9 protein-coding genes are annotated in these 6,238 nt (G+C 60.2%); 4 read left to right on the top strand and 5 right to left on the bottom strand.

Features of this window, described 5'->3' with window-relative positions; translation table 11 throughout:
- From ACK4TM_RS16550 to ACK4TM_RS16535, 4 genes are all read left to right on the top strand, one after another.
- Positions 1 to 432, top strand: a 432-nt coding sequence (locus ACK4TM_RS16550; protein ID WP_409703383.1) for an aminoacyl-tRNA hydrolase, incomplete at its 5' end; no start/stop codon positions are given.
- Positions 429 to 812 (top strand): DUF2332 family protein, encoded by a 384-nt coding sequence (locus tag ACK4TM_RS16545; RefSeq protein WP_409703380.1) that lies wholly within the window; start codon positions 429 to 431, stop codon positions 810 to 812. The genes ACK4TM_RS16550 and ACK4TM_RS16545, both read left to right, overlap by 4 nt.
- Positions 707 to 1,468: a DUF2332 domain-containing protein gene (locus ACK4TM_RS16540; protein ID WP_409703386.1), complete on the top strand. Its 762-nt coding sequence runs from the start codon at positions 707 to 709 to the stop codon at positions 1,466 to 1,468. Before ACK4TM_RS16545 ends, ACK4TM_RS16540 begins: the two co-directional genes overlap by 106 nt.
- Positions 1,469 to 1,472: 4 nt before the next feature.
- Positions 1,473 to 1,850, top strand: coding sequence for a DUF2237 family protein (locus tag ACK4TM_RS16535; RefSeq protein WP_409703377.1), 378 nt, complete (start codon positions 1,473 to 1,475; stop codon positions 1,848 to 1,850).
- Positions 1,851 to 1,916: 66 nt separating this feature from the next.
- Here the strand turns inward: ACK4TM_RS16535 and trpB are convergent, their stop codons facing one another.
- From trpB to rpsA, 5 genes are all read right to left on the bottom strand, one after another.
- Positions 1,917 to 3,143 (bottom strand): tryptophan synthase subunit beta, encoded by a 1,227-nt coding sequence (gene trpB, locus ACK4TM_RS16530; protein ID WP_409703374.1) that lies wholly within the window; start codon positions 3,141 to 3,143, stop codon positions 1,917 to 1,919.
- A 61-nt stretch (positions 3,144 to 3,204) separates the two neighbouring features.
- On the bottom strand, positions 3,205 to 3,846 hold the full coding sequence (locus tag ACK4TM_RS16525; RefSeq protein ID WP_409703371.1) for a phosphoribosylanthranilate isomerase: 642 nt from the start codon (positions 3,844 to 3,846) through the stop codon (positions 3,205 to 3,207).
- Positions 3,846 to 4,202 (bottom strand): lipopolysaccharide assembly protein LapA domain-containing protein, encoded by a 357-nt coding sequence (locus tag ACK4TM_RS16520; RefSeq protein WP_409703368.1) that lies wholly within the window; start codon positions 4,200 to 4,202, stop codon positions 3,846 to 3,848. Before ACK4TM_RS16520 ends, ACK4TM_RS16525 begins: the two co-directional genes overlap by 1 nt.
- Positions 4,203 to 4,211: 9 nt before the next feature.
- On the bottom strand, positions 4,212 to 4,493 hold the full coding sequence (ihfB, locus tag ACK4TM_RS16515; protein WP_409703365.1) for an integration host factor subunit beta: 282 nt from the start codon (positions 4,491 to 4,493) through the stop codon (positions 4,212 to 4,214).
- A 284-nt stretch (positions 4,494 to 4,777) separates the two neighbouring features.
- Positions 4,778 to 6,238: 30S ribosomal protein S1 (rpsA, locus tag ACK4TM_RS16510; protein ID WP_409703362.1), on the bottom strand; the 1,461-nt coding region annotated here is incomplete at its 5' end.

The raw sequence follows: 6,238 nt of genomic DNA, 5'->3' as shown, positions 1-6,238 counted from the left end.
CCCGCTGACATCATCGTATTTCACGACGAAATCGACCTTGCCCCCGGCAAGCTGCGGCTGAAAACCGGCGGCGGCCATGCCGGGCACAACGGCTTGCGATCCATCCACGGCCATATCGGCCCGGATTATGGCCGTGTGCGGATGGGCGTCGGCCATCCGGGGCACAAAGACGCCGTGCCGGGCTATGTGCTGCGCGATTTCCCCAAGGCCGATCAGGATTGGCTGGACGATGAAATGCGCGGCATCAGCGACGGTATCGCGCATCTGGTCGCAGGCGACGGGGCGCGGTTCCTGAACGCCGTGGCCCTGCGTACCGCGCCACCGCGATCATCGACCAGCAAGCCGAAGCCGGCGAAAGCGCCTGAACCTGCGCCGGACCCTGCCCCCGACACCCGCAGCGCGATGTCCCGCCTGCTCGATAAATTCAGATGAGCGAAACAGCCACCCGCGCCGCCTTTGCCCGGCAGGCACAATCCTGCGTCGATCTCGGCTCGCCCTTCATGGGGCAGTTGATGCGCCTTTGCGCCACGCAAATCTGGCCCGCCAGCCCGGTCACTGACCGGATATTCGCATGGCAGGGCGATCTTGGCCCGACCGGCCAATCCGTCCCGCTGCGGCTGGCGGGCGCATTCCATGCGCTACACCTGCAAGGACACCCACGCACAGCAGATGTCTATCCGCCCACAGCCAGCAGCGACGCCACCCTCTGGTCCGCCGTCAGTGTTCTTCTGATGCAAGAGGCCGCAGCGATCAATCACACTGGCTCGACACCCCACCGCAAACCAACGAGGTCCGGCGCTCTGCCACGCTGATCGCCCTCGGGCATTGGCTGGCGGATCTTTACAACCTGCCGATCCGCTGCAGCGAACTTGGCGCCAGCGCCGGGCTGAACCTGCATTGGGATGATTACGCGCTGCAGATCGGCGACCAGACATTCGGCCCCGCCACCCCTGCCCTGACGCTATCGCCCGACTGGACCGGCACCTTACCACCCGCGACCCGGCCACAGGTCACCGCGCGCGCAGGGGTTGACCTGAACCCGCTGAACGCGATCCATGATGCGTTGCGGCTGCAGGCCTATCTCTGGCCGGATCAACCCGGCCGGCTGGCGCTGACACGCGCCGCGATGACGACAGCGCAAACCCCCATCACCAAAGGTGATGCCGTTGATTGGTTGGCTGATCAGCTTACCCACACACCCGGTCAGCTTCACTTGATCTATACCACCATCGCCTGGCAATATTTCCCGCAGGACCGGCAGGATGCAGGGCTGGCCGCGATCCGTGCCGCCGGACAAACCGCCCGCGACGATGCGCCGCTTGCATGGTTCGGCATGGAACCCGATGGTCACGGCAACGGGGCCGCACTTACCCTGCGGCTCTGGCCCGGCGATCTGAGCTTTGCCATGGGGCGCGCCGATTTTCACGGCCGCTGGGTGCAATGGTCGCCAATAGAAAAGAAAGCCTGAGAATATGGAAAAAGACCCCTCCTTCAACGTCCTTGGCAGCACGCTGGCCACCTGTTCCACCGCGCCCATGACTGGATTTTTCCGCAACGGCGCCTGTGACACCTGCGCGGCGGATAACGGCAGCCATACGGTCTGCGCGGTGATGACCGATGAATTTCTGGCCTTTTCCAAGTATGTCGGCAACGACCTGTCCACGCCGCGCCCGGAATTCGGGTTTCCGGGGCTGAAGGCGGGCGATGGCTGGTGCCTGTGCGCGGGCCGTTTCCTGCAAGCGCATGAAGAAGGCTGCGCGCCCAAGGTCAACCTTTACGCCACCCATGTCCGCGCGCTGGAAATCGTTCCCATAGATGCCTTGCGTGAAAACGCATTGCCAATCGATTAACTTCATCGTCCGGGCCTGAATATCCCCGCCGGTGGCATGAAATCTTTGCCACCGACGATGCGGGCGTCACGCCTTCATATCGAACCCAAGATGCTTGGCGACGGTAAAGATATCCTTATCGCCACGCCCGCACATATTCATCACCAGCAGATGATCCGCAGGCAGATCAGGCGCGATCTTCATCACATGGGCCAGCGCGTGCGACGGTTCCAGCGCGGGAATGATCCCTTCCAGCGCGCAGCAAAGCTGGAACGCCTCCAGCGCCTCGGCATCGGTGATCGACACGTATTTCGCCCGGCCAATATCATGCAGCCAGGCATGTTCCGGCCCAATGCCGGGATAATCGAGGCCCGCCGAGATCGAAAACCCTTCCAATATCTGCCCGACATCATCCTGCAACAGATAGGTGCGGTTGCCATGCAACACGCCGGGGCGGCCGCCGGTCAGTGACGCGCAATGTTCCATCTTTTCGTTGACGCCTTTACCCCCGGCCTCGACCCCGATGATATTGACCTCTTTGTCATCCAGAAACGGGTAAAACAGCCCCATCGCATTAGACCCGCCGCCAATCGCCGCGATCAGCGTATCGGGCAGACGGCCCTCGGCCTCTTGCATCTGGGTCTTGGTTTCCTGGCCGATGATCGCCTGAAAATCACGCACCATCGCTGGGTAAGGATGCGGGCCAGCCACCGTGCCGATGCAATAGAATGTATCGCGCACATTGGTCACCCAGTCGCGCAGGGCGTCATTCATCGCATCCTTCAACGTGCCACGGCCAGAGGTCACAGGGATAACCTCAGCCCCCAGAAGCTTCATCCGGAATACATTGGGGGCCTGACGTTCGACATCATGCGCGCCCATATAGACCACGCATTTCAACCCGAATTTCGCACAGACCGTTGCCGTCGCGACACCGTGCTGACCGGCACCTGTTTCCGCGATGATCCGGCTTTTGCTCATGCGACGCGCCAGAATGATCTGGCCCAGCACATTGTTGATCTTATGCGCGCCGGTGTGGTTCAGCTCGTCGCGCTTCATATAGATCTTGGCACCGCCCAGATGTTCAGTCAGCCGTTCAGCATGATAGAGCGGGCTGGGGCGGCCCACGTAATGGGTCCACAGATCATGCATTTCCGCCCAGAAACTTTCATCCGTCTTGGCATGTTCATATTGCTCTTCCAGCTCCAGTATCAGCGGCATCAGAGTTTCCGACACGAAACGCCCGCCGAACTGGCCAAAGCGGCCCTTTTCATCGGGACCGGTCATGAAGCTGTTAAATAGATCGTTTGCCATGGGATACCTGCTGTTTTGCGCTTGCCACAGACCTAACGCCCCTTGGGGCAATCGTAAACGCCTATCGCAAGGCGGCACAAAACGCCGCAATCAGATCGGCATCTTTCGCACCCGGCGCCGATTCCACACCTGAGGACACATCCACCTGCCGCGTACCTGTCAGCGCCACCGCCTGCGCCACGTTATCCGGCGTCAGCCCCCCGGCCAGCATCCATGGCACGGGCCAGCGCCGCCGGGCAATCAGCTCCCAGTCAAAGGCCAGACCATTGCCGCCTGGCAGATCGGCCCCCTTGGGTGGTTTGGCATCGACCAGCAATTGATCCGCAACCTGCGCATAAATATCCAACGCGGCCAGATCATCCGGCCCCGCCACGCCCACGGCCTTCATCACCGGAAGGCCGGTGCGCGCCTTGATCTCTTTCACACGCTCTGGCGTTTCGGACCCGTGCAATTGCAGGATATCCACCGGCACCTGCGCCAGCAGCGCATCAAGGGCCGCATCATCGGCATTCACGACCAGCGCGACCTTGGCCACCCCCGCAGGGACGGCGGCGGCAAGGCTTGCCGCCTGCGCCAGCGTCAGATGCCGTGGTGATTTGTCAAAGAACACCAGCCCCACATAGGCCGCCCCCGCCTGCACGGCAGCATCGAGGCCCGCCGCGTCGCGCAGCCCGCAAATCTTGACCCTTGTTTCAGGTGCCATCAGCGTTTCTGTTCCAGCAGCGCCAGCACGTCATCATCCGATGTGGCCCCCGCCGCAGCACCACGCAAATGATTGACCTCGCGACGCAGGTTTTCCACCTCGCGCGATTTTGCCCGCGCCTCGGACCGGATGCGGTATTCGCGGACCCATTCCCACAGGAACCCGATGGCAAGCCCAGCGCCCACGCCGATGAAGATCACCACGAACAGTGGCAATGTCAGGTCAGGCGAAAGGCCCAGCAGATCGCTGATCGCGACGGGCATGGCGCGCAATGTCACGGGGTCGCGGTTGGCCAACCCGATCAGGATCAGGCAAAGCGCGACAATGGCCCAAAAGGCATAGCGAATAGTCTTCATAAGACCCTCTTACTGGCCGTTCAGCCGGTCGCGCAACAATTTTCCGGTCTTGAAGAACGGCACGTGTTTTTCATCAACTTCCACCGCTTCGCCGGTGCGGGGATTACGGCCCAGACGCGGATCGCGCTTTTTCACCGAGAACGCACCGAAACCGCGCAATTCGACACGATTGCCTTGCGCCATCGCCTCGGTAATCTGGTCAAAGATCGTGTTGACGATCCTTTCGACATCGCGCTGATAAAGATGCGGATTTTCGTCAGCAATTTTCTGAATCAGTTCCGAGCGGATCATGGCAGCACCTTTTGATTGGCATCGCGGGCAGACGCGGTGAGGCAAACTATAGGAACAAAGATCGCATACGGAAAGCACGGCTTTGCCCCGATTGTCGGTTTTTTGGCGACAAAGCGTCTGAAATTGCTGGAAAGTTTGGCGGCAATGCGCCGATGGGGGCTTGGCACCGCGCTGCACATGCGGTGCTGCAACGCAGAAATATATGTTTGATTCGCAGCGAAAGCGCAGCAAAAAGCCCCGCCGCAATCGCTTGCAGCGGGGCTGATCCGGTCAGTCGGGGTAGTTTAGTCGCGCTTCAGCGCGGCACCCAGAATGTCGCCAAGGGACGCACCGGAATCCGAAGACCCGAATTGTTCGACGGCTTCTTTTTCTTCCGCGATCTCACGCGCCTTGATCGACAGACCCAGCTTCCGGGTCTTGCTGTCGACATTGGTCACGCGCACATCGACCTTGTCGCCAACGCCGAAACGCTCTGGGCGCTGTTCGGCACGGTCACGCGACAGATCGGAACGACGGATGAAGCTCTTCATGCCTTCATATTCGACTTCGATGCCGCCATCTTCGATCTTGGTCACTTCAACAGTGATGATCGAACCGCGCTTCACGCCGCCGATGGCTTCTGCGAACGGATCACCGTCCAGCGCTTTGATCGACAGGCTGATGCGTTCTTTTTCAACGTCAACTTCGGCAACCTTGGCTTTTACGATGTCACCCTTGCGGAAATCGCCGATGACGTCTTCGCCGCGGCCTTCCCATGTCAGGTCGGACAGGTGGACCATGCCGTCGATGTCGCCTTCAAGGCCAATGAACAGACCGAATTCGGTGATGTTCTTGACTTCGCCTTCAACCTCGGTGCCCTCAGGATGGGTTTCTGCAAACACTTCCCATGGATTACGCTGTGTCTGTTTCAGGCCAAGCGACACGCGACGTTTCGCGCTGTCGATTTCCAGCACCATAACTTCGACTTCCTGAGAGGTCGAAACGATCTTGCCGGGGTGAACGTTTTTCTTGGTCCAGGACATTTCAGACACGTGAACCAGACCTTCAACGCCGGCTTCCAGCTCAACAAATGCGCCGTAATCAGTGATGTTGGTCACGCGGCCCTGATGGACCGAACCCAAGGAGAACTTGGATTCCACAGCATCCCACGGATCTTCCTGCAGCTGTTTCATGCCAAGGCTGATACGGTGGGTTTCTTTGTTGATCTTGATGACCTGCACCTTGATCGTCTCGCCGATGGCCAGGATCTCGGATGGGTGGTTCACACGGCGCCATGCCATGTCGGTGACGTGCAGCAGGCCGTCAACGCCGCCCAGATCAACGAACGCACCATATTCGGTGATGTTCTTGACCACGCCGTCAACTTCCTGACCTTCGGTCAGGTTGCCGATGACTTCAGCGCGCTGTTCGGCACGTGATTCTTCCAGGATCGCACGGCGCGACACAACGATATTGCCCCGACGACGGTCCATTTTCAGGATCTGGAACGGCTGCTTCATGTTCATCAGCGGGCCAGCGTCACGCACGGGGCGGACATCAACCTGAGAGCCGGGCAGGAACGCAACAGCGCCGCCCAGATCAACGGTGAACCCGCCTTTGACGCGGCCAAAGATCGCGCCATCGACACGTTCTTCGTCAGCATAGGCTTTTTCCAGACGATCCCAGGCTTCTTCGCGGCGGGCCATTTCACGCGAAATGACGGCTTCGCCACGGGCGTTTTCGACCTGACGCAGGAACACTTCGAC

This window comes from Yoonia sp. (assembly GCF_046292185.1).
GTDB lineage: Bacteria > Pseudomonadota > Alphaproteobacteria > Rhodobacterales > Rhodobacteraceae > Yoonia.
The sequence above is the reverse complement of the archived record's forward strand: the minus strand, read 5'-3'. Positions and strand labels throughout refer to the sequence as shown.

Bases quoted from the DNA above. Each gene is read 5' to 3' on its own strand.
- ACK4TM_RS16545 (WP_409703380.1), top strand. From the start codon at position 429: ATGAGCGAAACAGCCACCCGCGCCGCCTTTGCCCGGCAGGCACAATCC.
- ACK4TM_RS16535 (WP_409703377.1), top strand. From the start codon at position 1,473: ATGGAAAAAGACCCCTCCTTCAACGTCCTTGGCAGCACGCTGGCCACC.
- trpB (WP_409703374.1), bottom strand. From the start codon at position 3,143: ATGGCAAACGATCTATTTAACAGCTTCATGACCGGTCCCGATGAAAAG.
- ACK4TM_RS16525 (WP_409703371.1), bottom strand. From the start codon at position 3,846: ATGGCACCTGAAACAAGGGTCAAGATTTGCGGGCTGCGCGACGCGGCG.
- ACK4TM_RS16520 (WP_409703368.1), bottom strand. From the start codon at position 4,202: ATGAAGACTATTCGCTATGCCTTTTGGGCCATTGTCGCGCTTTGCCTG.
- ihfB (WP_409703365.1), bottom strand. From the start codon at position 4,493: ATGATCCGCTCGGAACTGATTCAGAAAATTGCTGACGAAAATCCGCAT.